Raw genomic sequence first — 24544 nt, forward strand, 5'->3', positions numbered from 1 at the left:
ATCACTCCTCATTCGTTTCAACCGCCACAACTACTGTTCTGGCTCCGTCCCAGTCATATGCACAAGTGATGAGTGTAAGTAGTGTGAGGTTGCTATTGGGCATGGCATCGGTATCCTGCAGCATTTGCTCTGCAAATGTAAGGAAGTCATTATCACTTTGGAACATGGTTTGGTTAAACGGAAGCTGTGTTAAGTCCGTTTTCATCGCGGACACAACGCGGAAATAGCGTGTGCTATCTGCCGTATGCAGTATAATCTGTGAATGCTCTTCGCGGAATTCTGCATCAAACATATTGCGAAGGCACGCAAACATCGATCCATCCGACATGTTGTGACCAAAAATCACCAAATTGCGTGAATCAAGTGTACAGTCGTATTGAAAAAACAGGCTGCCTGCCATACGCCAAGTATCATCGTAATTGCGTCGGAGATAGTGCTCCGGATCATCCTCACTGCTCTGCAGAACAGGATAATCGATTACTGTCCCCGGTACAGTGAGCCAAGCTTTGATATCCGGGTACTGTCGCTGCATAGCAAGGATATCTACGGAGGACTCCTCGCCAACAGAATCTCCGGGGCTTGTGGCCCCGGAGACAGTTTCAGAATACTCATCTTTTAGTTCCGCAGCATCCCGGGCGGTCAGCTGCGGTCGGACAATCATAAGCCAGATCAGGCCAATCAAAGAAATCCCCAGTATTCCATAGAGAAATCCTTTTAGAAAGTACCTCATTGCTCGTGATCCTGCTGTTCCTGCTTCGAATCATCATTGCGCAGGGCAAGATCGCGCTTGCGGCTCATGACCAGAATACCGACAGCGGCTCCAGCTGCTACAACACCGAGCGCAACCGGCAGCCAGGGCAGGTCACCGGTTTGAGGCAGTGTCGGCGGGGTCGGAGTCGGGGGTTCCGGAGTAGGCTGCTCAGGAGTGGGAACGCGGCTGTCATACATGACGACTGTCTGGATCTCGCCAGTGGGTTTGACCTCAAACTCAATCTTCTCTGCGACCAGATACCCATCAGGTGCGCTCTCCTCGATCAGCACATACTTGCCGGCGGGGAGTTTTTCGATGTAGTAGGGCTTATCCGAAGAGACCCAGCTGGCAATCACATTGCCGTTTTCGTCTTTGATGACCAGGTGGGCACCAGGCAATTCCTGCTTGGTGGTGATGTCCTGCTTGGAAATCTCAACACGGATGATATCATCACGCATAACCACCATGCCGTCTTCCATCTTCTCCCAGTGGTCAAAGATCGACCAGTCCTTACCGGTGCAGACATAAACATCTGCAGCATTGATGAGATCGCCGTCCTCATTCTTACTCTGAACCAGTTTAAACCGGATGTCTTCTGCAAGCGCATAACCAGGTGCCGGGTTTGTCTCGGTCAGGGTATATACCTTGTCGAAGAGCAGACCGCGGATCTCCACAGGTTCTTCACCACTGATCCATTCCCGGACCACATTGCCGTCCGTATCTTTGATCGTGAGTTTTGCTCCGGGAAGTTCCTCATCCCCAGTCAGCTCGCGCTTAGAAACGTGGAAGGACGTAGCATCATTCTGGAAAGTCGATTCAATAGTGACAGTAGCGGATTCTGCGCCTGCATAGGTGAAGGTAATCTCTGCATCCGGAGCGTCCAGATAATAGCCGTCCGGCGCCTTAATCTCGCGAATGATATAGTTGCCGCTGTTCTTGGTGTGATCAGCACCAGTCCCGTAGATGTTTTCAGGGATATAGACGCCATCGACACCATAGTACTGGCCGCGCATCGGCAGATCACAAACGAAGGTGGTGTGACCGTTCTCATCCGTCGGTGCGGAGGTGGCGATCAAATCTCCTGCATGGAAGAGCAGCTTGCCATCCGCATTGTAGATATTATCGGTGGAAATCAGGTTGTAGACCGCACCTGCGACCAGTTCACCAGTTTTGATATCCTTCTTGTAGATATCGATCTCAGGTTTTACGCGGTCGTTGTGGAATTTCAGGGTCTGCTGCTCAGTAAACTCTGCAGTGGCATCCGCTGCATTGATGACCTCAAACTCGGTCGTGGTGGCATTGCCGTTCTCATCCGTGCTGGTGATGCTCTGTGCCATAACCACGCTGTTGGTCTGATTGTCCCAAGTGAAGACAACATCGTAGCTCTGAGTAGTACCGGTATAACCATAGGGCGGCTTGGTCTCTTCTACATGATAGGAGCCCAGAGGCAGCGTCACGGTTACCTCTCCGATCGTACCGTCGTGGATCACACTGAGGAAATCGTAGGTGGCTTGAGTGCGGCCAGGACGGAATACATTAACATCGCTGGTGCCGTCGCCGGTGGTGACTACGGCTACAACGTCGCCCTTGGCATACCACAAGCAACGATTGCCATCAGCGTCGGTCTGGCGGTCCTGGGTATAGATATCTTCGTTGGCAGTAATGGTATACTGCGCACCAGGAATTGGACGATCTTCATAAACAAAATGTCCAGGACGCGCCATGCCGGAGTATTCGGGATCAAGGATGTCACCCTCATCTTCCTGCCAGCCCATCAGGACTTCACCGATTTTTCGGATGGTGAGCTTGCCGAGCGATTCGTGGTTGATGTACTCCTGGGTGAGAATGTACTCATCCATGCCGTTGACAGCATTGACAATCACTTCCCAGGCGGAGTCGGACGAAATCTCGAACTCTACAGTATACTGCTCATCGTTGAAGAATCCGTTCGGGCCTTCCAACTCTTCAATGAGATAACGCCCCAAAGGCAGTTTTTCGGGCGTCTTCATCATACCATTCTCATCGGTATAGAACACATCGGTTTTGACAGTGGGATCACCGCTGTCGGGGTCGATCATGGACAGGCGTTCCCTGCTTCCATCATCATTAAGCTTATAGATGGCAAATGCAGTATTGGCCAGCTTGACAGCCTTGCCAGTCTCGGCGTCCACCTTGACCAGCTTCAAGTAGCCTTCCATCTCCTCATCCAAGATGTTGTAGATGACATAGCTGTTGCTGGGCTCTGTTACACTACCATTAGGCTGACAGAAGATACTCTGGGGCGTGTCGCTGTCCACCGTAAAGCCAAAGGGATCGGCCTGGAACACATCTTTCGGGATGGTGGTCTCAACGACCAGATACTGGCCATAGGGCAGGCCGGTCACACGAATGATGCCTTCCTCATTCGTGTAAATTTCGCTCAGACGATATTCGTTGGTCGTGCCAGTAGGTACCCAGCCGAGACCGCTGCCGTTGGCGAAATCGCCTGCATCGGTCAGAGTCGCGTTATAAGCGTACACCAGATCGGCGTCGCTCTCGAACATCCGGGCGATTGCCTGGGCTTCGCCAGTGAAATCATATTTCAGAGTGTCGGGGTCGTAGTTGTCCTTGCGGTAGGCATCCAGCACACTTTGGACATTGTAGCTGCCGTCCGGGTTGCGGGTGAACTGGTCCGCCTTGCTCAGATCGGGGATGCGGTAGACGGTAAAACCAGCGCCTTCCAGCTTAGGAGCGGGGCTGCCCGGGCCGGTGGTGCTTACCAGTTTGCGCAGTTCGAAACCGCCCTTCAGCACGGCATCCAGGCTGTGTTCGCCTTCACGGACTACATAACCGGACTCATCGCCATAGGACAGGGTTTCGTAATGGTTGATCTCGTCACAGAGATAGCCTTCTGCATAGCTCAGGTAATAACCATCATAGGTTTTAAAGCCTTCCGGAGAACGCCCTTCGGCAACGGCGGAGTACTGGTTTTTATAAATGTAGTCGGTGTATTCGCCGTAATACTGCTCCAGCGGAGAGTATTCCCCGGTGGGTTCCAGTTTGCGGTTCAATTCAGGATACTGACCGGTGACGTAGAACTTGCTGTTGGTATCCACGGGCAGCACAAGGCCGGTAGCCCGCTCTACCAAATAGTATTTGCCCAGGTACAGATTCCCGAAAACCAGCAGCCCGTCTTTGATCTCGGCGCTCGCCACCAGATGATCTTTGGAAAGGATAGGCAGGTAGGAATCATCCCAGCCGCTGTTGGTGCGCACTGTGGTATGCCAGATGGGAGTTCCGTCCTCATCGGTGATCTTGCTGTAATCAACCACACCACTCACACCATCAGGGTGGAGAATATCCTCGGCGGCATAAAGGTCGTATACGGCCCCTTCAATGCTGGCTTCGCCATGGGGCGCAGTACCGGGAACTTCCCAGTCTTCACCATTCTCGGCCACCGGGGTGGGGCGCAGCTGATCCAAATCGGATTTCGCCAGGATGATCTCGCCCAGAACTCGGTCATTTTGGAAAACATCGTCCTGGGGGACCATGGTATAGCTATCCTCGTTGTTTGCGAGGCCGGTGCTGTCGGTCACATAGGTTCGACCGGCATCCTGCGGCTGACCATAAATGGTGACGGTGGCTTCTCGTCTGTCGAAGGTCAGCTTTGTGCCGCCGGTATAGCTGGTGGAAATGTCAGCATTGTAGTCGGCGTTATCCAACCAAATCACGCTGCCGTCATTATCCTTGGTGATTTCGATATAGTAAGCACGCTTACCAAACGGAGTGCCGGGCTCACCGGGATGGTCAATATCTGTCCAATCGCCGAAGTAGCCGTCCGGCGCTTTGGTCTCGACGATGATAAAACGGCCCTGGTTGCGCTGGGTGTAGTACATGGTCCGGGAGGTATCGAACTCGGTGCCATAATCGGTGCTGTTGACGACGGAATAGGTTCCATCCTCGTTGCGGACCACATGGTATCCGTTATAGGTAGGTGCTGTTGCTTCGCGCGGCTTTTCAGCGTGGAACGGGATATACATTTGAGAAACAACATCCCATTCGAAGACCTCATACTCTGCATCAGAAGTGATCGTTTCGCCGGTTTCGCTGTCCGTTTTTCGGATATTGACCTGCAACGACCATTCATCGTTTCGCATGAGGTATTCATCCGAACTGTCCATGGAGACCGAGATGGTCTGCTTGCTTCCATGTTCACCGTTGTAGAACTCAAATCCTACCGGGACGACCGTCTCATCGAAACGGAAATCAATGCTGGCCAGCTCGCTTTTGGCCGCAGCAATGGCCCGATCCACCATGCCCTGAGCTTCGGCGCGCAGTTGTGCTTCAGCACTGGCTTTGGCACTGGCTGCTGCCGCATCGGCTTCGGCCTGACTGGAATACGGGCCCTCACTGCCGCTCAGGCTGCTGGTGGAGGTCTTGGTCACACTGTAATGCAGGCTCCAGCTGGCGCTGGCGTCGCCTCCGTTATCCTGGTAATCGTCATCCATAGTGTGGCCACTGGTGGTCACGGTCTGTTTATCCGCCGGAGTGATGCTCCAATTGCCACCGTCAATCGTACCACCCTTTTCCAAGGGTTCAATCTCAATGGTGGCACCGTCCACTTTTTCGCCGGTTTCAAGTTGCTGCTTGTCTACGTTGACTGTGTAGTTCGCATCAAAACTGCCGCTGGCAGTCTGGGGCGAAGCCGACCAACTGGCGTAATACTCGGCACCTGCGGGCGGAATGTCCGGATCGATGCTGCCGGTGGGAGGTCCGATCAGTGCAACAGTCTGCCAACCGGAAATAGGGGGTTGGTAGATGTAGGTATAATAGTCACTTTCCGCCACATAAGTGGATACACCGTTGCTCATCTGCTCGAAGGAACGGATATAACTCTGAGCCGGAACGCTGTCAGGATAGTTGGAAATAATCCAACGCTGTACCTCATCATAGACGGAATCCATAGCAGCATCGGCACTCATCAGACCGAGAGACAGCTGCCCCAAACCACCCCAAATATTTACTTGGTTACTAAAATGATCGCCGGGCGTGTACTGAGCCGCTGTTACGATGGATGTGTGAGAATAATTGTAGGTGGGGCAACCGGCAGGTTTGCCCTGTGCCCCGTGTGTGCAGCAGTATGCTTCCTCGCCATTAAACCAGATAAGCCAGGAGCCATTTACTTTCTGCACACTGGTGATTTTACCCGTCTTCACGGCAGGCTCGGGGCGAGCTTCGAAGGTGCTGATTCCATTGGCCTTCGTCGGCTGTGTCTCCGTTTCACCTTCCAGATAGACATTCAAGGTCTTTTCCAGACTGGAACCATCCGGAGCGTTGTAGCGGAATGTCACGGCAAAATCGTGGTCTGCCTGCACATAGATGCCGGTCGTGGCTGCAGAAGATTCTACATAACTGCTGTTCAGAATGGCAGCAGTGGTCTGCTCATCTGCCGGATTGCCGGAATAGTCCAGCAGGACCACATCTTCAGGCAGGATGATCTGCGAGGTGCTGTTGTTGGCGGGATATTCAACCTGCACAAAGATGGGCACAATGGCAAAGGACTCGCCGGCCTGACGGGGTACTGTGATGGACAGCCCATCCGAATTCAGCGCCTCGGAATCCATATAGCCAATGGCAACCGACGGGTCATCGTTCCAGTGGCTGATGCCAATCTTGGTGTCACCAGTCGCAACGGGAAGACCATAGCTGCCCATATAGCTATCTGTGGGTGCATCAGGAAGATCCCCATACAACATCTGGTGGATCTCTTCCAGATCGGGAGGAGATCCGGCATCGTCACCGCCTTCGCTCGGAACAGAGGGAGTCTCGATGGTCGCCTGCATGGTTACAACCAATGCAGCAAGTGCGGAATACGCAGCCGCTACGGCCTCGTTTGCCTTTTCCTCCTCCGTAAGGGACAGGTACAGATCTTCCGCAGCAGTTACCGGAGCAGAAGCTTCATCTGACAACACCGTAGCTTCGTCCAGAGCGGCGATCAGATCAGGATTTTCTTTATCTGCCTGCCAGGCCTGGCTTGCCAGCGCCCAGCTGTTGACTGCCGAGAGAATGCTCTCACGATCGAGCGCATCTACAGCGGCGATAAAAGCCTGTGCCTGTTCACTCAGGGTCGGGGAATCCGGAGCAGGCTCCTCTGTGCTGGTACTGGCACTCTCGGAAGTTGCTGCAGAACTCGCTTCGGATGCGACTTCCGATTCCGGTACAGAACTGGAGTCCGGCTGCGGCTCACTTGCCGACTCAGACACAGAACTGACCTCGCTCGAAGCAGGGATTTCTTCAGCGAGCACAGTCGCCGGCATCAGCGACATACACATAAGAAAAGCAAGGAGCAAGGCCGTAAAACGGTGCCTAAACTTGTATTTCTTCATAATTTCCTCCATAAAAACAGGCGCCTGCCATAAAGCAGACGCCCAAAGATGATTGATTCGGTTATTCAAAGGTGACAACCCAGTAGGTATATTGCCCCTGGTCGGTCGAGCAGAACCAACAGCCAACGCCCATTTTTGTGAACTGGTCACTGACAATGTTCGCATAATGGTCCGGACTGTTCTTCCAGGCTTCGCAGACAGCGGCGGCGGACCCGATCGGACCACGAGCACAGATCTCGCTGGCTGTTACCATACCGGAATGGTCAAAGGGACCACCGGCGACAAAGCTCTCACACCGCGAGCTGGCCGTAGTACTCAGACTGTCGTCCATCTCCAAAGCGCCAAGCCCGACCGATGCGCGAATTGCGTTGATACCGTCCTGCACTGCCCAGTATGCGCTGTCAGTGCTGTCGATGTACCACCATTTGTCCGTCCCCTCAGCAACACTGAACGGGATTGCACCAGTGGCAACAGTCTCACTTGGTGCGGTCGTCTTGTCGGCTTGCACCGTTGACTCCGGGGCGGGAGAGGCTTCCTCAACCGGCTGTACAGAACTGGAAGGTGCAGAACTCGGAATCGGATTAGGAGTTGCGCTCGGCTCAGGAGCTGCGCTCGGCTCAGGGGCGCTCGTGGCAGCGGATTCCGGTTTGTCCGGAGATGGTGCAGGGGTTGCCTCCGAAACACTCACGCTGCTTTCGCAAGATGAACTTTCCGAAGATTCCGCTGTAGGTGAGGCATTGCTGCAACCTGCCAAAATCAGAGCTGACAGGATTACCGCGATCAGTTGTACTTTCATGTCACATCCTCCTTGTGCTTTTTCCTTATTACACGGATATGGCACAGCATTTACAACGGCTCAGCCGGATTTCAGCATATCATAGCCTCTGTCTGCCTCCTCGAAGCACCGATCCAGGATTTCCTGAAACCGATTTTCATCCAATTCAGTGTCCAGCCAATGCGTGCTGCGGTAAGCATAGCACCCCACGTCCTGATTGATCGCATGGCTGCCAAGCACGCTGGTCAAGTTCAATTGGTTGACCAGACGCTGTTTCTTGGCGCTACCCGGGTGATTGATGCCCTTCGCCAGACTGATCACCAGCAGCGGATGCAGCGGAGAAATAGACACCTGCATGTAGTAGCCCTGATAGGGCGCCGTCAGAGAAGTTTCATCCTGATCCTCGACCGGGAGCACCTGTGTAAGCATGACACGCGCATGTTCCGCCAGTTCTTTGCGGCGCTGTTGTTCTTCTTTGCTCATGAAATAGTTCATAATTATCCCCCCTTTCACCGCGGAGTAGCCACATGAGTGATGGCTCCCCAAATGCGGTTGGTCTCATGGTTGATTCCCAGGATACGAATCGTCACCCGGGCGCCTCTGGGAGGACGGCCTCGTTTCGGGTAACTGCACAGACAATCGATGCCGCCATCCAAAGCCACAAAAACCCCTGTGGTGTCCACCATACTCACGGTTCCCACATACCGGTTCCCTACAGAGTATCGGCGCAACGCCTTTTCATACGGGTTTTCACCGGCCTGCTTGATGGAGGCGGCGACACGAATATGTTCACGATCACTGCGATCGATCCTGAGAATCTTGACCAAAATGCGCTGCCCGGGCTGGTACACGGCACTGGCATCCAGCATGCGCTGGTAGCTCAGTTCCCTCAGCGGGATGTAGGTTTCAAGCCCGAACAGATCCACAAAGATACCGGCTCTGATCACCGACACAACACGGGCTTCCGCGCATACGCCCTCATACAGCAGATTGTTCCCATCTCGGTCCGTACCGAAATAATAGGAACGGCGGCGGGCTGCCATGGCTTCCAGACGACTGGCCACTGCAATACCGGCTTCTCCGTCAATCCCTTTGACGATGTAGTCCACTTCCGCACCAAGCCGTTTGGTCAGAGTATAGTGCAGCACTTCTTCTTTGGACCTTCCGCGCAGATCGTCAGGGATTTCCACAGCCTCTTCTGCCGGAATCATAATTTTGAAATCACCGTGGTACAGGACTGCAAGGGACCGTGTGGGATTATCCGTAGGCCGCTCCACACCCTGAATAGTACCCGTCAGGATGCGTTTTGTTTTCATGGACTCGACCAGGTCCAGCAGAGCATCCCGGGCTTTATCGGCTTCGGTCTCTACGCTGAGCTGGCCATCAATAGAAACGGCGGTGGGTTTTGCTTTGGCGCGGCGGCGCCGAGGTGCGGCGGGCTTTTCAGTTTCACCGCCAGACGCGCTTTCCTCAGACTGACTTTTGCGGGAGCGACGGGATCGTGCCTTCGGCGCCTCTTCAGCCGGGATGCTTGCGCTTTCAGAGTCAGTCTGGAGGATGGGCACTTCTTTAGCCCCTTCGGCGTCGTCTTCTGATGTCAAAGCCTCCGTAGACTCCATTTCAGAATCAGTCTGGGAGAAGGCGGTTTGCGCTTCGCCTTCAGACACCTGATCCAAAATTTCTGTCGATTCCATTTCAGTCTGGGGAATCGCCTCAGTCAGAACATTCATTTCGTCATTCATTTGGTGCCTCCGTTATCATTAAAAATCTTCCGGCGGTGATGCTGAGCTGTACAGACTCGGTCGCATCTTTTTCCGTTCCGGTTTCGGTTCTGGGACGGGTTCTGGTATCGTGCGGGTTATAGAGGATTGAGGAGTATAATCCAGAATACTGCGTTTCTCAATCTGAGCTGCCATGGGGAGCCTGGTGTAATCCAGCTTGTTCAGCTTCAAAACATTGTGGCCACGAATGATTACCAGGAGTTCTTCGTTCGGTAGCCGAAGGACCTCGTCAGGTGTGAGCAAACGCCTTTTGCCTTGGCCTTCCGTGTGCCGGTATTGCGGTATCATCTGCGCAACGGCGAGGGTTTGCCGAACCGTCATCGTGGTATTGATTTGGATACTCATGTCGCCGCTGCGCGCAGAAAAATATTCGGCGCTGATGTCATCGGTACAGCCGAGCATCAGCTGCACATCAGTATTACCCAGGATCTCAGCCCAGAGATTGTTTGGGTATCTATTCTGAAGTTGGCCAAGGCTTTGGATAGCAAGCATGACATAGATTGCACGACTTCGGATCACTGAAAGGGTTCTTGCGAAGTCCGAGCCGTCAGCGGCGCCGCCGAGTTTCCCGACGTTGTTGAACTCGTCGAAAACGAGATTGACAGGGACGGCGCAGCGCATCTGGGGAGTACTGTCCGCATAGCGAACCAGTTTGATGAACAGGAACGAGAAGAACAGCGATGACAGAAAGGCCATCGTGGCATCCTGGTCACTGAGGATCACAAAGTATGCGCATTTCCGTTTCCCGGGCGCCGTGAGATCTATGTCGTTTTGGCTGATGATCCGGCGCACGGCTTCGTTCTGGAGAACCTGTAGCCGCGTGCCGAGGCCGAGAATAATGCCTGAACGAACCGTGTCACTTGCCTGGGAAAACAGATTGAATGGTGCCCTGGCTGGATGGTCGATTGGCAGTTTCTCGAACATGGCGGTCAACTGTCGCTCGTTATTCTGGGTGAGCAGCTGATACACAGCGGCCAGGTTTTTCTGGTCCGGGCTTCTGGTTCGGTCTTGATCCACATAGAGGATGAGAGCCCTGAGCAGATTGCCCTCACCGTTATCCCAAAAGTGATCGCCCTTTCCTTCGCTCGTGTTTCCAATAATCACATTGGTCAGAACCTGAGCAAGAAGAGTATCGCCATTCAAGTCGGACATGCAATTCCATGAATCCCCGTGTTGCGGGTTGACCAGATTGAAAACCCGCACCTCATATCCGTTCTTTTGGAACAGCGCAGCAAGGTCGCCGTACATCTCTCCTTTGGGATCTGTGATAATCGTGGATTCACCGCGCCGGATGATGTTAAACAGCGCCGGGCGAATCACGGCTCGGGATTTCATCGTTCCTGACGAGCCACAGATGGTAATGTGACGATTGAGGCGTGTATCGACAGGCAAACAAATAGCCTTGCCATCTTTTTCGCCCAGGATAATACCCTCGGCCTGCGGGATGGGCTTGGCCTCAAGGACCTGCCGCATTTCCTTATCGCTCATCCAGGATGCTGTGCCATACGTTCCTTGTTTGCTTACCGAAAAACCTCTGGGGTCATTCGTTTTCCCTCCGAAGCGGTCATGCAGCTTTATGTAAGCAGTGAGCCCGCCACCGGCAAGTAGGATAAGCCCCAGGCTTTTGAGCCCTCCGATGCTGAAGGTGTTTTTTATGCATGGCCCCACCGACCAATCAACAGGCCGCATAACAGTCTGTCCGCTCATACCACCATTTGATTGCCATTCTTCGTAGTTGTTGAGCGTCTGGCCGAGCAAGCCGCTGATATAGAGCAGCATGAATAGCGCAAGCAATACGGTCAAACTGATCACGATCCGTTTGAGCGTTTCATTCACGGGCATCCCTCCTCTCTGTGAAACTGATCCAAAACTGCATTCAGCGATATAACCTTTAAGGTCACTTCCGGCGGAAGATATTCCCGGAGCAGTTGCATCTGTTCTGGAAAACACAGCACCTCAAAAACTCCGTTCTGGATTCTGATGGCTTCGCGGAAGCGGATCAGTCTCGCAAGATCGCCATCCAAGTGGGACAATACATATTTGCCGTCAATGTAAGCGTCATACTCCAAAGTGCCCCGGCCATACGAACGAACATCTGCATCAAAGAGCAGATCCATCAGGCGGTTGTTCCAGTTTTCGATGGTAAGCAACCGCAACAGGCTTGCCCCAAACTCGTTCAGTGGCACGAAATGTACATGCTGATAAATGGAGTCAAACCGGAACTCAGGGCGATGGGTGCGTTCGGATTCCAGCAGGGTATCCATGGCTGTCATCTCAGACTCACCCATCAAAACCGCCGAATCGACTGTCTCAATGCCGGCATTCAACCGGGCTATTTCCTGGAGACTCAGACGGGACTTGAATTCGCCCATGCCGCTCCATTTCATGATAGAGCTTCGCGTGTTATAAATCGCATAGCATCCACCGGGGTAAAACAGCGCGCCCACGGTTCGGGTGAACATGGTCTTGTTCTGTTCTGATGCGTTGATCTTCTTCAGATCTCTTGCAAGGTACAGGCTTGGCCGCTCCGATACGGTATGCTGGATGGATTCCATCTGCAAAGCAGGGAGTAGGTAAGGCACGATTTCGATTTCCGATTGTGCGCACAATGCGGTCGCCTCAGCCACACGATGATTCCGGTCCCTATGCGCAGCATCTCCGGGAAAGCGATGGCTCCAGAACGAGGCCATATAGTAGTCAAATGCATCCGGGTGCATCCATTCCAAAATGGGAAGAGCACCTCTGTACAACCGAACCGACTTAGCGGCTCCTTTACCACTGATTTGGACCAGTTTCGTCTGTACCGAATCAGCGCCAGGCAAACGTACCAGCTGCGGTTCGCTCATACGACGGACAAGATCTCGCATTACACGAGGGTTGCCCAACAAATGAAGAGAGTGAATGGGGTATTCACCTGTCACGGACAGCATGGAAATGAGCCGGTATGCCAGACTGCCGGGGCGCAAGGTAAGCATTGTGATACACCTCAGAATGATTGGATCTTACCGACAAGAGGACTGCTCTCTTTGTCGGATTGCTGCATAGTCGATGTCCCCAAAAAGTGGATTCCTCTGCGCTTTTTCTGCCAATTGCAGCTATGTCATTTTGAAGCGGCGGAAAAGAGCAGTTTTTACATATCTTTTTGGGACTGTTTCGGGGCAAATTCGGACAAGGCTGGGCCGTTTGCAGGAAAGTCTTTTTCCTGACTGAGCCATTGGATGAACTCCTCGGAAGGGACAACATAAACTTCTGTTCTTTCGCTGTCCGATTCAGCGCTGCAGTAGTAATGGCGGCATCGTGAGGGTGCGTCATCCAGCATGGTATAAAGAGCTACAATGTCCGAAACCATATTGATCTCGATATTATCGTGATCCCTGCGTTGGCGCTCCGGCCGATCCCGTGAGTAGACGTGCCGATAGATCAGCACACAATCTTTGAACCGGCAGGGGGCTTGGTTGTGGAAAAACCGCTGCATTTCAGGGAACAGGATAGAACGAATATAGTCGGCTGATCCATGTTCTTTTTTCGGAAGCAGCATGGGCATCCGCAGTGAGAACCACCCCTCATCTGTGAAGCCGATTTCGACATGGACTACGGAAGCGGTCTGCCTGGCAACCATCATGGCTGCGTCAGGCGCACCGGTATAAGCCGGCAGTGCTCTGGCAACCAGCACGGCTTTTTCCATCAGTTCCGCTACTCGCAGCGATACATCGTAGGTCAATTCCATGTTCTTGACACCGAACATACAGCGGGTATTGCTCACGGCCATATCGAGCTTGGCCATAAGCCGCTCCAGTTTTGTCAGCGTTCTGGCAAACGAACTGATGTCGTCCATTCCTCATCACCTCCTCGGTAAAACAATACCTCGGGGATTTCCTCCCCGTTGAACTCAACCGTTGCAAACAAACAAGGCGCCGCAGGTAGTACCAGCTGCGACGCCATCTGTATGTTGGGTAATACAAAAATGTACTTGGTATCTTCGTCCTGCGGATGCAGCAATTTACTCAAGTGCTGTTCACCTTCGTACAAAACCACAATTTCATAGCCGGTGTTCTCTTTCAGAAAGAAGAGTTGCGCCGGGTAAGTCGCAGGATAGTGCGCCATGGGATCGACGACATTGATGAATTTCAGCAGTACCCAAACGGCCAGGATCATTCGCTGATCGGGCTTGCATAATCCGTCCAGGCCAAGATAATAGCCGCCGCCAACATCGGTGATCTGCATGTTCCGTTTGAGATTGCGGATGATTTTCTCGGCTGTGCTGCGCGGCTTATTATAGAGCATCTGCAGGATCTGCGTTTTGGGCAGGGCTCCGTATTGGGACAGCCATTTGATCACATGCTGCTCATCTTCCAGCAACATAATTTCACCTCCTTGCTGTACGCATTTTCATTTCAAATGCGTATTTCATTCTGTATGCGTTTGATTCTGCTGCCGTTCGTGGAGAAGGGTCTCCAGTTCGGCACGGTCAGTGGTGATCATTTCTTTCTCTATTTTGGATGCCTTGATCACCACCGGGACCTTATTATTGTTGGAGCTGATCAGAGCCTCACCCCGTTCAAACTGGGTAATGGCGCGCACTTCTGTGCGGGTAAGCTTGAGCGTTTCCCGGACATGCTCAGCCTCATCGGGTTCGAGGTTCAGGATAATCTTGTTTTTCGAGTTGTTGATAATGGCTCTGCCATACCGTCCGTCATCGAGACCAAAGAAGTCCGATAGGTCTTGTGTTGCAGAAATTGCAGCGCCGCCAAATCCACGGATGACCTTAAAAATCTCCAGACAGAACTCGGCGGCCATACGGTTGGACCCGGCACCGATGAGCTGCCAGATCTCGTCGATGAAGATGGCCTTTCGTTTTGTACGGTCAGATTTGATTTCATCCCACACATAGTCCAGAGCAATGAACATGCCCACAGGAAGCAACTTTCCCTTCAGTTCACTCAGGTCCAGAACAATATATTTGTTGCTCAAGTCCACATTGGTGGGGCGGTTGAAGCTCTGGGCCGACCCGGTCACAAACCGGCTGATGATGGCCGCCAGTCTTTGTGTCATGGGGGTTTCCTGCAGGTGTTTGTGGAGATCGCCCAGAATCGGCATTTTCTTCATCTTGGGCGGAGTTGCCGACAGATCTTCATATACTGACTGGTTATCATGGGTGATTCCAAAGCCTGCGTAGGTTTTGATCAAAGCCTCATCCAGCATCTGCTCTTCCTCATTGGTGATGTCAGGAATCAGAAGGCCAAAGAAGATCATCAGCTGCTGGATTTTACGGGCAAGAAGAGAATCCATTTCCGAATAGTCAATTTCATCAATGAGTTCCATCTCAGGGGAAATCGTATGACGGATCTCCATGATATTGATACAATGGGGTGATCCCGGTGCTATGCGGATAAATTCACCACCGATCTTGTTGCAGGCACGCCGGAATTCGTGGCCTTTAATCGGAGCAATGATATAGCACTGGATTCCGCGCATTCGCATCCGCAGTGCCAACAGCTGCATGGTGAAGGTCTTACCGGCGCCCGAGGTCCCCAACAAGTTCAGATTGGCATTTTTGTGCATTTTGGTGTTGAACAAGTCCACAATGCACAGGGAATTATTATGCCGGTTGACCCCAAGAAGTACGCCGGTATCGTCGGACATCTCGTAACTCGTAAAGATATAGCTGGAAGCGGCGCCGCTGGTCAGCACGTTCCGCTGTGCCTTTTTCTCCAGTTTGGGGGCTATCTTTAAAAACGGCATGATTGACTGCAGCGCAGCTTCCTGCTGGAAATTGCACTCGCTGATGAACATGTCCATGGATTTGAGCAGGTCGGTCATTTGCTGCTTGCGCCACAATAGCTCCTCGTAGGTCTTTGCTGACACGGTAATGAAGGTGCTCATGTAGAACAAATCTTCGTTGTCATTGGCAATACCGTTTTTGATGTAGTAGCCTGCCTGGATGGAATTGGCCAGCTCCTCGTAGTCGGTGCTGGTGTCCTGCATTCCTTTGATTTTTGTTCGGTTCCACCGGATTCTTTGCGCAACCTTGTCGATGGCTTTGCTGCGGTTTTCGCGCCGCAGATGGATGTCAATGTCGATTCCTTCGCCTGCGTTGATCAGCGCAGACATCCATCCGGCCCGTACCTTGCTGGGGTATCCGTTGCCTCTGATATAAAGGATCGTATAGTATCGCCCGTCCATGATGATGTAGTTGTGGTGGGTAAGGTCGATGCCACGGGGAGCCAAAAAATGTGCGATAGGGATGCTCGGAATCGGGTCAATACCGATGACCTTATTCTCTGCAGCCATGGTATCAACCACGACGCGGTTGACCCGTGACGAAAAAGGTTCATTTACACAGGAATGCCGGTTATAAAACATGTACAAAATCTCTGCGGTGGCTTCATCCGGGTCTTTTGGTTGCACGATGCTGTTTCCACATTGAAGGAAATATGCCCGGGCATTGTGCTCTACGGTCTGAAGTGCAGCATAGATTTTGGCATAATCGTTGCTTTCGTGGCGGCCAACAGCCTCGTACTCAAAGACGAGGAAGAACCGCCTCGTAAGAGCCTCTCGGCTCCCAACGTCACGGATCAGTTTGATGTATTCTTCACCGAGCGCGCGGCACTGTGCGTTGTCCTCCTGTGCCAATTCTGCTTGTACCATTGCGATGTGTTTGTCAGAATCAGCCTTTCGCGTTATGGACTTGAATTGCAGGCGCATAGGGGAGATTTTCAGCCAGCTCGCAAAACTGGAAATAATGTTGTACTGTTCCTCATCCGACCTCAGAGTGAAATTGATGGGCTCGATCTCCAGGATCTTGATGTAACGGCCATCGGACATTTCAAGGATGCCATTCCTCAAATCCCGGATTCCGAGATAGTCCTGGACAAAATCAAGCTTTTGCCTTTTTGCCTTTGGCGTTTTTGCGTTTTTTTCCTGTTTGCTGCGCATATTTGTAACCAACCCTCCTGCAATGAAGCTTACGGCGATGCGTGAAAAAATAGATGATATTCCAGAGGTACTGTAAGAGAGAGCCTCCATCAGCTCCCATGAGGGCGACTACTCCAAGCGGCAGCAGGGTCACCGTCATGACCACGATGCGGATCGTGGTGGGCATGGGTATCCAAAACAGCTCCGGATACCCAACCAGCCCCACTAGAAAGATTGCTTCCACTGCACATCGGGTTTCAACCATCCCCCCCAGCAGCTTACCGGAATCGGTGTAGTTTGCTGGAATTGCATAGATATTGCTGTATTCTTTTTCTTCCATTGTCTGAACTCCTGGCTCATTCACTGTTCTGTGATGGCTCCGTCGTCTGGAGCCCGGTCCCGGATAAAACGGGCGCATCATAATCGACGTTGATGGGACGGCGATAGTACTCGACATAGTCCGGGGAGTTGAGGACAACACCTGAACCACTTGTGCAATGAACCCACATGTGCGCACCATCCTCATTCTCGCCTGCGTATATCAAAACATGGTTGACGGGTACAGTGCCGGGCACAGCCATAAATCCAAGATCGCCCGGAAGCAGTTCCGCCTCCGTGATGGCATAGCTGTTATCCCATTGGTTCCAGCTTCCAGCTTTGATGCTTACGCCCATTGCCGTTTTGAACACCCAGTCCGTGAACCCGCTGCAATCCAGGCCGTAAGGAAGGATCGTGCCGGTTGCGCTGGAGCCGGTAGCCGTGACCACTTTGGGGGTGTTCCATTCATCGTTCCACCCGGCATCGGATTTTCCACCCCAGAAATACGGGATTTTGCCAACGAGCGACAGTGCTGTTGACAGAATGTGCTTGCGCGTTTCATTGCAGTTCTGCCGCTCGACAAATGCGATGAGCTCTTCATCTGTGAGCGGAACCGATTCTCCGCCTTGACTGCCGCCCTGGGCACCGTACAGCGTCTTCTGTAAGGCTGTCGCCATATTACTGATCGCTTCACCATAGGTGATTCCAAAGTTGTCATACGGCGCGTCAGGATCGATTCCAAACGCATCCAGAACGACATTCTGATCAAACGGATGGATGGTACATTCCAGATACACAACCGTTTCTGTGCTGGGGGTGAGTGTTTCAGTTCCATCCGGCACATAGTATGTGGCGCTGGTCGTGCCGGAGATACGGCCATCGGTGTAAACGGGAACCGTGACATCTTCGGCACGGTATGCAGTGGTGGTTACAGGCTCCAATGTTGTGACGCTTCCGTCGGGTTCATAGTAGCCCCCTCTGACGGCTACATCATACTGGAATTGCATCTGGCCATTCACGATACCGATAAAGGTTTGACCATATACCACAGTAACGGTAACTTCCCGGTATGTGGTGTAGGTCAGGGGCATGACCCGTTCCTTCTCTTTCTCTTCGCTGGAAATGGGGAACATTTGCTCTGCCACAGCGTCAAGTTTCGCAGTCATATCATCCGCGCTTGTGCCTTGCTGCAGCATGGATGCGGAATATGCAGCCAATACATACGCGGCATTGAAACCGGAGGCACTTTTCGCTTCGTCGATCAATGACTCTATGGATAATTCATAGTCATATCCACCGTCCTGGATAAGTTGATCCACGCGTTCGAGCGCTACCTGGTATCCCCGGTCTACGGCTGCGGAAACTTCAGCGGACATTTCTTCATACGACTGCATCATAGACATGGGGTTGTCCATGTCAACAATCGACCCGTTCAGGCCAAATACGCCGTTGAGCACGACTGAGGGAATGGATACGATCAGAATTACAAATATGAGAAGAAGCACACAAAGACATGCGAGTATCTTAAACAGGGTGTGCCGTAACGACCACGCTGCGGAAAGGATTGCCCCCCACGGGCCACCCGCTGCGGTTCCGGCTGCAATCTCTGATACAGCTTTCCCGCTCTTGATGCCGGATTGTACCAGGGCGGCTGCTCCGTTTGACACAGCTTGTCGGGTTCCGGTTTGCCCAGCTTGCTGGAGAGCATCGCTTAATTGACGGGCAGCACCGGCATAGTTGTCTCTGCCGTCTCCGAATTGCTGTTTTTCCGGTTCTGCCATCTGTTATCCTCCTGAAAAACAAGACGGGCCAGCGGAATGTCACCGAAGGCCCGTCTTGAATATATTTATCGTTTCCGGCGCGGTGGCTGGAAATCATAGTTTTCGCGCCGCTCAGGTTCTTTGAAGCGACTGGGAGTGTTCTTGTAACGGACGGTTTCCACCGAGACCGTTTTGACGTTTTCGCCATCATAAACGGCCTGACCGTTCTCGTAAACAGGACGGCGTTCCACAGCCGCGTCTCCGTGAATTGCAATCCACTGCTTCCCATGAGCGTCCTCATAGACCTGGTAGTCGCCTCTGGGCGTGTCAAATTGTGCGGTATCATAGAATGCTGTACCGGAACCATCTTCGTGACGAACTTCGAAATGCCCGTCATCACGATGTCTGGAATCAACCGCAACAATCTGCTCATCAAAGCCAGGCATGAACTGCCGGAATTCAGCCTGATTATATGCGACTGCTGCATCACCCTGTTCAAATCGAGGCGCATCTGCTTTAGGCTGCATAGCATACCATTCCACGCCATTGTCCGACTGCATGACGCTGTGTGGAGCATCTGGCTCGGCAAAGAACGCACTGTTGTACCAGAGCGAACTTCCGTTATCCGTGGTTGCCTCAAGCACACCTTCGCCAACCGTGCGCAACATCGTCCCCTCGGCAGCGCCAGGGAATGTTTCTGCCACCCGGGCAGCTTCCGAAGCACTTCCTGTGAAGTTGGGTGCGTCATAGAAGGCACCTTTTCCTTCACCGGTTGCGACCTGATACCACGAGCTTCCGTCTGCGGCATTGACCAGTGAGTGAGGCGCCGTCGGGGCCTCAAACTGTGCAGCGTTGAACAGTTCAACATTGCTGGTTTTACCGGCAGCATCGGTTGCCGTCGTGCTGATATGGCCGCCGGTGATCTGCGTGTTGCTCAGAGTATGCCGTCCCAACTGCGGCATATAGTTACCGAGACTGCGGTTCGCAATATCGCCGCCAATGCTGCCCGACACACTGTCAGGGCGTGTAGCTACAGAGGAGATGGAATCGCCGGTCAAGGTGGCGCCGTTGCGCGCAGCAATACCGCCAAATGCACGTCCGACAAAGCCAACACTGCCGCCCAACCCCATTCGACTGCCGCCTTCCACTACCGCATCGCGCACATAGCTGTTCGGCTTGAAACGGTTAGCGAACCCAGCTGCAAAACCGGTAGCTGTAGCCGTTCCGGCTGCAGAGGTATTCCGGAAAACACTGCCTGCGCTGCTGGCGCTACCGGCGAATCCGGTAAGCACCCGGGCGGCCATCAGCATTTCCATGCCCATGCTGGAACCGGTCTGTGCTACGTTCAGGCCAATGGAGGCCAAGTAGCTGTCAAATCTTTGCGCCGTCTTCAAAAACGCTAATGCGCAGAAGAACCAGAGAAAAATCGAACCATGTCCGGTCGAAACCGCACCGCCGTTTCCAATATACTGGCCCACAGACGAGCTGAAGGCTCGCAGAAACCATACATTCATGACAAGTAACAGGAGCTGCGAGCCGACCATACGGCACCAGCTCTTGAATACCTGGTTGGTTTCTTTGGAGCCACCCATGGCGAAGGCGAGAGGGCTGGTGTAGCAAAGCACACCGACAACGATATACCGTTCTACGGTTTCAAGCAGCAGTTTGAAATAGTTCCAGCCAATCGAAATAAGCAGAATCAGCAACAGAATTGGAGCAATAACGGTTACTGTCGATGCGATTGTCAGCAAACCATTGCTGAGCGTCTCCTCAAGGCCTGCAAAAGTAAAATCCTCGCTGGTCATGCTGAGATCCAAGAGCGCTGTATATGGAGCGCGCGCAATGTCCAATGCCACCATAAATATCGGTCTTGCATACCCGATAAGCAGGGCAAAAATAGAGCTGCGTGCGATTAGATGCAGCGGGTGTTCCGCCTCGGTGATGGGGCCTCCAAACGTCCGAAACAGCTGCCAGACTGTAATCAGAAAAAGAATCGCCCACGCCATATACTGCATGACCGTGTATGCCACCGTGATGAAGGGGAAGTATTCCTCCATAACGGTCATATCGGCACCTAAAGCGTTCAGGAACAGCCCAGATACAGCGTCCATCAGCGAAGAGGCAATGCTGGAGATCCAGGTGATGATCCCTTCAAAAATCCAGTCTAACATGCTGGTTCACTCCTTGCTTTCTCTTCCATGGCTCTCCGTCAGGGCGTATACTGGCCGCCAGAGATCAGCGGCTGCAGGTAAGCAACGATGAAGCCCAGCGAGTTCAGTACGATCCAGGTGATAACAATGCGCTTGAGCCAACCCGTGGCTTCGTCAACAGCCCGCTGATTCCGCGAAACCATACGGATAATCAGTGCGATAGATGCCACTGTAACGGCTACGATCGTGCTGATGGCTACCAGCTCGCCATAGACATCTTGCATGATCGTGGAGAAGCGGCTCCAGATATTCTCACCACCGGTCGCAACATCTTCCGCGAATACCGGCTGTGCGGTAAGCATCGTCATGTAGAGGATGCCAGCAGTGGCGCAAAAAAGCGGCTGCAAGCGCTTTTTGCACAGTGAATAGAGTTTTTGCATTGATTTGTCCTCCTGTTTTTCGATAAAAAATGCCGCTTCCAAAGCTTTGTGCTTCAAAAGCGGCGTTTTCGTTTTGTCCTACTTTGGGACAATATCAGTATACCTTTTTCGCTTTTACATGTCATCGGCGCCCACCTTGCCAATTTTGTGCCTTTTTCTTTGCCATCACATTTTCATCAAAGGCTTTCAAGCAATGTGAGAATTTCAAGCCAGGAATCAACCTCGTTGGAAGGAGCGGACCACAAACGAATTGACAGAATGGTGATGGCCTGCTGACGAAGCCGGTAATAGTGACGTGAGGAGATGTCAAGCCGGTACAGCAGGTCAGCATGGCTCAGTTTTTCGGGGGCCAGATAGGTTTGGTAGATGAGTTCATACATTTTGGGGCCATTGTCAGGCTTTCGTTTCAGAACAGTCAGAGCCTCGTTGACCCGATCCAGCAACAAACGGGACTTTTTTACGCTTTCCAGACGACTCTCCAGTTTGCGGTTCCCAAGACCCATTTCCAGATCCATCTTGCCGAGCAGAGAGTCCAGATCCCCCAGCGGGTGATCCAGTTCCGCAGCAATCGTATCGGGGAAACATTCCAGCGCCCATGCGATATTCCGGTATTGTTCCAGGAGCAGCCTTGTGTTGTGATACATACGGCGCTGCTTTTCCTGCTGGGCTTGTCGAATCCGTTCGTCCTTGATCTGATCGTTTCCCAGAATTCCTCGCTGCGTCAAAATTCGGATGAAAGCATCGGACTTTTCTTGTATCTGCTGTTCTTCTTGTTCGTATAATGCCTTTTCGGCAATCGGTTGTTTGGCCATGATAATCCTCCTTATCTTGTCGATCGTTGAAAAACGATTCAGGTGCTTTCGATAAAACTTCACACTCACTGCAGTCAAACATACAATTCTTGCAATTCCAACACAGAGAAAAATACGCGTATTTAATAGAGTGCGAAACTGCAACGCGAGCAATTTCATCCTGTGCTGGGACGCAGCTCGGTTCACCGCTTAGTTGTCTGCTATACCACAAAACCATCTTGCAAAGACGGGCATGGTCTGTGCCAGAAATGTGCGTATTCTGCCCCATAATGCGTATTTTGGTCAAAATGCGTTCAACATCGGCCTGTTTCGGCAATTCAGAATAGGGTTCGGTCGGATACAGGGAATTGAATACCAGGCACCCAAAGGAGCCGGGGAGACGGTAAAGAGGAAAGGCACCCTCATGTTTTCTGAAAAACCTCCAGACCTTAGTCCGTTCCCAGCCCCAGCGTTGACCGAGGTATTCAAGTGTCAGAACTGCTCCGTATTCACCAAACTGGACTGCCGGCGCTAAAAAAGAAAACGCATTGCGTGAATCCTGCCATGTTGTGTGGCACCATAGATCCAGCAATGCGTCTGCTTCTTCAAATTTGTAGTTATGCTTGACAAGCCTCTGTGTGATATTGCGCGGGAGGCAGAGGAAACCATACCCATCTGTGGCATATACTGTTCCGGCTGAGCATCCCTGGCCGGAGCAGCTGATGACCCAGTCGCAGATCTGGTAATCCAATCGTTTGGTCTTCTGATCCAGGCTATACCTTATATAACCGAGCGATTGTAGCTGATCCATAATCTGAAGCGCCTGAGCACGTCGGCGAACTCCGAGGATGCTTTTTAGGCCGACGATTCCACCAGACCACATTCCGGGCACAACTTCATTGTGATAGCCACAATAACATGCCGTGCCTTTTCTGAATGCTGCCCGAGCCGCGAGTCTGCTCCAATAACCCAATACGCCCTTGCCCTGGGGGAGTTGGGCTCTGGGAAGCTTGACCCAACGATATTTAAGCAGGCACTTCATGTCATGGTTCCTCCTGATTGCAGGTTTGGTGTGATGATCTTTGGAACGGTGTGTTTAGATGCGGACTCTTAACCCCTCCAGGTTACTTGTTTTTATGCCGACCAGATACCAGACTCTCCCCAGTTCAATTCGGGTGGGTATCCACCGGCGACCAATTAGAACGTCGAAAGTCGTGCCGCAGTGCAGGCCCCCATAATAGTCCTCCAATCCGAAGCGGATATCGATGCGGTCATTCTCTCGATCGTAAACCAAAACGCCCTGTTTCATTGCAAATCCTCCTTTGACTACTCTGGAAAAAGAAAAGCCAACCCCAGAAAATTGGGATTGGCTCTCGATGAAAATATTCAAGTTTGTTGCACTGGCTCAGTGAGTTGTTGCGGTCGGTGTGTTATACACCATTTTGTGTCCTCTACACCATTTTTACACCATTTTCTCATGCGACTTTATGCGGCTTATATTGACTTATATATTTTTGAAGGCGAAAAAAGCCGCATTATAATGCCATTTTGTGGTGTTTCATGGATTTATATGGAGATTTCGAAAAAAGGAACGTGAACCACGATACCGAGCTTCATAGTGATGAATTCCTCTTTTCTTTTCTTGCAGCGCGCTGCGCGTGTATTCCTACCTATTATACAGAAAGAACCGGCCGGGCGCAACGCGCGCGCACAAAATTCTTTGCCCGGGGCGAAAGTCTTTTTTTGTACACATTTATCCGTTATAATAGAAATAATGCGAACTGCAAGGGGAAAGGAAGTGCGGCGACATGGCCAATGAAAAAATTCTGATTGCGGACGACGATAAAAACATCTGCGAGCTGCTGCGGCTGTATCTTGCAAAAGAGGGATACACCACCTGCATCGCCAACGACGGCGAGGCGGCGTTTGCGGCTTTTGAAAAAGAAAAACCGAACCTGGTCCTGCTGGACATCATGATGCCGAAAATGGACGGCTGGGAGGTGTGCCGCAAGATCCGCGCCGTGGACAACACCCCGGTCATCATGCTGACGGCCAAGGGCGAGACCTTCGACAAGGTGCTGGGCCTGGAGCTGGGCGCCGACGACTACGTGGTGAAACCCTTTGATTCCAAGGAAGTGGTGGCGCGCATCAAGGCGGTGCTGCGCCGCTGCGTGCCGGCCCAGGCCGCGCCGGACGGGGTCATCTCCTACGACAACCTCTCGGTGGACCTGACCCGGTACGAGCTGAAGGTGAAGGGGAACGTGGTGGACGCGCCCCCCAAGGAGCTGGAGCTTCTGTACTACCTGGCCAGCCACCCCAACCGGGTGTTCACCCGGGACCAGCTGCTGGACGAGGTGTGGGGCTTTGAATACTACGGCGACTCCCGCACCATTGACGTGCACGTCAAGCGCCTGCGCGAAAAGCTGGAGGGGACCAGCGACCAGTGGAGCCTGAAAACCGTCTGGGGCGTGGGCTATAAGTTTGAAGTAAAAGAGTGA

General features: G+C 52.5%; 18 protein-coding genes. 2 read left to right on the top strand and 16 right to left on the bottom strand.

The genetic code is table 11. The annotated features are described in order from the left end of the window. Nucleotide 1: 1 nt before the first annotated feature. The 16 genes from WMO24_RS14045 to WMO24_RS14120 all read right to left on the bottom strand — a co-directional run bounded on the left by WMO24_RS14045 (nucleotide 2) and on the right by WMO24_RS14120 (nucleotide 23355). Nucleotides 2–730, bottom strand: coding sequence for a class B sortase (locus WMO24_RS14045; protein ID WP_349216994.1), 729 nt, complete (start codon nucleotides 728–730; stop codon nucleotides 2–4). After that, a complete protein-coding gene (locus WMO24_RS14050) occupies nucleotides 727–6993 on the bottom strand; it encodes a SpaA isopeptide-forming pilin-related protein (RefSeq protein WP_349216995.1) in 6267 nt (2088 codons plus the stop codon). The genes WMO24_RS14045 and WMO24_RS14050 overlap by 4 nt, the downstream gene beginning before the upstream one ends. A gap of 184 nt (nucleotides 6994–7177) precedes the next feature. Further along, entirely contained in the window at nucleotides 7178–7912 is a 735-nt protein-coding gene (locus tag WMO24_RS14055) for a CAP domain-containing protein (protein WP_349216996.1), read from the bottom strand. Between the two features lie 60 nt (nucleotides 7913–7972). After that, nucleotides 7973–8386, bottom strand: a complete 414-nt coding sequence (locus WMO24_RS14060) for a YbjN domain-containing protein (protein WP_087169803.1) — start codon at nucleotides 8384–8386, stop codon at nucleotides 7973–7975. Between the two features lie 14 nt (nucleotides 8387–8400). Beyond that, nucleotides 8401–9633 carry a S1 RNA-binding domain-containing protein gene (locus WMO24_RS14065; RefSeq protein WP_349216997.1) on the bottom strand — a complete coding sequence of 411 codons (1233 nt, stop codon included), beginning with the start codon at nucleotides 9631–9633 and terminating at the stop codon, nucleotides 8401–8403. Between the two features lie 18 nt (nucleotides 9634–9651). Then, entirely contained in the window at nucleotides 9652–11508 is a 1857-nt protein-coding gene (locus tag WMO24_RS14070; protein WP_435414112.1) for a VirD4-like conjugal transfer protein, CD1115 family, read from the bottom strand. Next, nucleotides 11505–12647 carry a hypothetical protein gene (locus WMO24_RS14075; RefSeq protein WP_349217000.1) on the bottom strand — a complete coding sequence of 381 codons (1143 nt, stop codon included), beginning with the start codon at nucleotides 12645–12647 and terminating at the stop codon, nucleotides 11505–11507. The genes WMO24_RS14070 and WMO24_RS14075 overlap by 4 nt, the downstream gene beginning before the upstream one ends. A 155-nt stretch (nucleotides 12648–12802) precedes the next feature. Further along, complete coding sequence (locus WMO24_RS14080) at nucleotides 12803–13507, bottom strand: DUF6100 family protein (RefSeq protein ID WP_349217001.1); 705 nt, start codon at nucleotides 13505–13507, stop codon at nucleotides 12803–12805. Continuing rightward, complete coding sequence (locus WMO24_RS14085; RefSeq protein WP_289598938.1) at nucleotides 13474–14034, bottom strand: DUF5697 family protein; 561 nt, start codon at nucleotides 14032–14034, stop codon at nucleotides 13474–13476. Before WMO24_RS14085 ends, WMO24_RS14080 begins: the two co-directional genes overlap by 34 nt. A 45-nt stretch (nucleotides 14035–14079) precedes the next feature. Beyond that, nucleotides 14080–16518, bottom strand: a complete 2439-nt coding sequence (locus tag WMO24_RS14090) for a VirB4 family type IV secretion system protein (protein WP_349217002.1) — start codon at nucleotides 16516–16518, stop codon at nucleotides 14080–14082. A gap of 31 nt (nucleotides 16519–16549) precedes the next feature. Continuing rightward, the gene (locus tag WMO24_RS14095) at nucleotides 16550–16927 is read right to left on the bottom strand and encodes a hypothetical protein (RefSeq protein WP_349217003.1); all 378 of its coding nucleotides are present in this window, start codon (nucleotides 16925–16927) and stop codon (nucleotides 16550–16552) included. A 16-nt stretch (nucleotides 16928–16943) separates the two neighbouring features. Beyond that, on the bottom strand, nucleotides 16944–18410 hold the full coding sequence (locus WMO24_RS14100) for a C40 family peptidase (protein WP_349217004.1): 1467 nt from the start codon (nucleotides 18408–18410) through the stop codon (nucleotides 16944–16946). Between the two features lie 341 nt (nucleotides 18411–18751). Next, a complete protein-coding gene (locus tag WMO24_RS14105) occupies nucleotides 18752–20836 on the bottom strand; it encodes a hypothetical protein (protein WP_349217005.1) in 2085 nt (694 codons plus the stop codon). Between the two features lie 38 nt (nucleotides 20837–20874). Beyond that, entirely contained in the window at nucleotides 20875–21312 is a 438-nt protein-coding gene (locus tag WMO24_RS14110; protein WP_349217006.1) for a hypothetical protein, read from the bottom strand. Nucleotides 21313–21431: 119 nt separating this feature from the next. Then, nucleotides 21432–22067 (bottom strand): hypothetical protein, encoded by a 636-nt coding sequence (locus WMO24_RS14115; protein WP_317321828.1) that lies wholly within the window; start codon nucleotides 22065–22067, stop codon nucleotides 21432–21434. Between the two features lie 1075 nt (nucleotides 22068–23142). Continuing rightward, a complete protein-coding gene (locus WMO24_RS14120) occupies nucleotides 23143–23355 on the bottom strand; it encodes a DUF5348 domain-containing protein (RefSeq protein WP_317321827.1) in 213 nt (70 codons plus the stop codon). A gap of 251 nt (nucleotides 23356–23606) precedes the next feature. Here WMO24_RS14120 and WMO24_RS14125 point away from each other — a divergent pair, with 251 nt between their 5' ends. Together WMO24_RS14125 and WMO24_RS14130 are read left to right on the top strand one after the other, a co-directional pair. After that, nucleotides 23607–23876, top strand: coding sequence for a hypothetical protein (locus tag WMO24_RS14125; protein WP_349217007.1), 270 nt, complete (start codon nucleotides 23607–23609; stop codon nucleotides 23874–23876). Further along, the gene (locus tag WMO24_RS14130; protein WP_349217008.1) at nucleotides 23855–24544 is read left to right on the top strand and encodes a response regulator transcription factor; all 690 of its coding nucleotides are present in this window, start codon (nucleotides 23855–23857) and stop codon (nucleotides 24542–24544) included. The genes WMO24_RS14125 and WMO24_RS14130 overlap by 22 nt, the downstream gene beginning before the upstream one ends.

Origin of the sequence: Ruthenibacterium intestinale, from assembly GCF_040096265.1 — a bacterium.
Taxonomy (GTDB): Bacteria; Bacillota; Clostridia; order Oscillospirales; family Ruminococcaceae; genus Ruthenibacterium; species Ruthenibacterium komagatae.